The organism is Nitrospirota bacterium (assembly GCA_016219645.1).
Taxonomy (GTDB): Bacteria; Nitrospirota; Nitrospiria; order Nitrospirales; family Nitrospiraceae; genus Palsa-1315.
Genome location: JACRLR010000045.1, coordinates 1 through 1264 on the forward strand (window position 1 = coordinate 1; position 1264 = coordinate 1264).

General features: G+C 57.0%; 2 protein-coding genes. One reads left to right on the top strand and one right to left on the bottom strand.

The annotated features are described in order from the left end of the window. Window positions 1–552, bottom strand: a 552-nt coding sequence (locus tag HZB34_14920; GenBank protein MBI5317253.1) for an alkaline phosphatase family protein, incomplete at its 3' end; no start/stop codon positions are given. A gap of 454 nt (window positions 553–1006) precedes the next feature. Here HZB34_14920 and HZB34_14925 point away from each other — a divergent pair. After that, window positions 1007–1264, top strand: a 258-nt coding sequence (locus HZB34_14925) for a hypothetical protein (protein ID MBI5317254.1), incomplete at its 3' end; no start/stop codon positions are given.

Consider the following 1264-nt stretch of genomic DNA (forward strand, 5'->3'; position numbering starts at 1 on the left):
CGCCTTTTGAAGATACTGCTGGATGTAGGCGACGAGTTTCTGAGAGCCGCACTCGGGCCGCAATGCTCCGCAGAGTTGATAGTCGGTGTAGGGTTCCGGTTTGGCGAGCTGATACAGGGACTCATCCATATAAAAGATGGCGCTGTCGCGCCCTCCGCTTAAATCCAGGTAGTCGAATAGGCTGGGGTGGCGCGGGTAGCCTCGGCTGAATTCGAAGAAATTCCAGGTAATCCCATGTTTTTCGACCGGCATGCCGGTCACCAGCGATGCCATGGTGGGTAATCGTAGGGCCGGCTTCACCCCGCTCGCGGACCAGGTCACCGACCCTTCCTTGACGAGTTTGCTCACGACCGGCATCGCGCGGCCCTTGAGCGACTCTTGTCCGAATCCCTCCAGGACAAACAGGATGACATGTTCAGTCCCGGAACTGGACGAAGCGGTTTCCTTCCCAAGCGGGGCAGCTGCCGCGACAGGCGCTTGGACCGCGGTTTCAAATAAGATAGTCAGGAGGCCGACAAGGATCAATCGAAGGCATCGTGAGGGATGTGTCATAGCGAAGTATTACCCGCATGTATCCTAACAGAATGCTGAAAAAGTCCGCCAGAGGCGTTCCCTGCCTTGCCGAAGCACGTTGCGCAGGCAGGCCCCATCGCTCAGAGACTCAACGTATCACCGGGCAAGAGCTGCTAAGAGCAGCTCGGGGTGGGCCGGGTGAGAAAGGATACGCCTCGCCTTTTCGCTCGCTGCGGCCTTGCTGGACAGCCTTTTTGAGCATCCTGAAATAATTCTGGTCTTAACAACGAACGGAAACTTCTGGCCGTCTTTTGGCATCGACCAAGCTTTTCCGCAGCCTGCCAAAAGTAAGAGCGGTACCCTAACATGCAAATTTTCAGGAAGGCAAGGAGGGAGAAGGCACTTGGCGATCGCTGGTGGAACCGCTTTCCGGGTGCTATGCTAAACCTGCTCACCGTTTCCATCTATGCCCAGGGGTAAGAAGGGGGAGGCGATGTTTGGTCAGGTCTTCCATCAACAGCCTCTTCCGATCTGCCTGCTGTCTTATCAATCGTATCGCCCCATTGTTTTGTTTCTCGCGCTTGCGGTGTTCATCACCGCTGCCCCTGCGCTGGCTGACATCAGGGTCGTCAATGCGCAGGGTGAGCACCGAATGGGGGATCGCGATACCCGTGAGGACGCCATTCGGATCGCCACCGAGGCGGCCAAGCGAAACGCGCTCGAACAGGTCGCGACCTATCTTGAAAGCGTC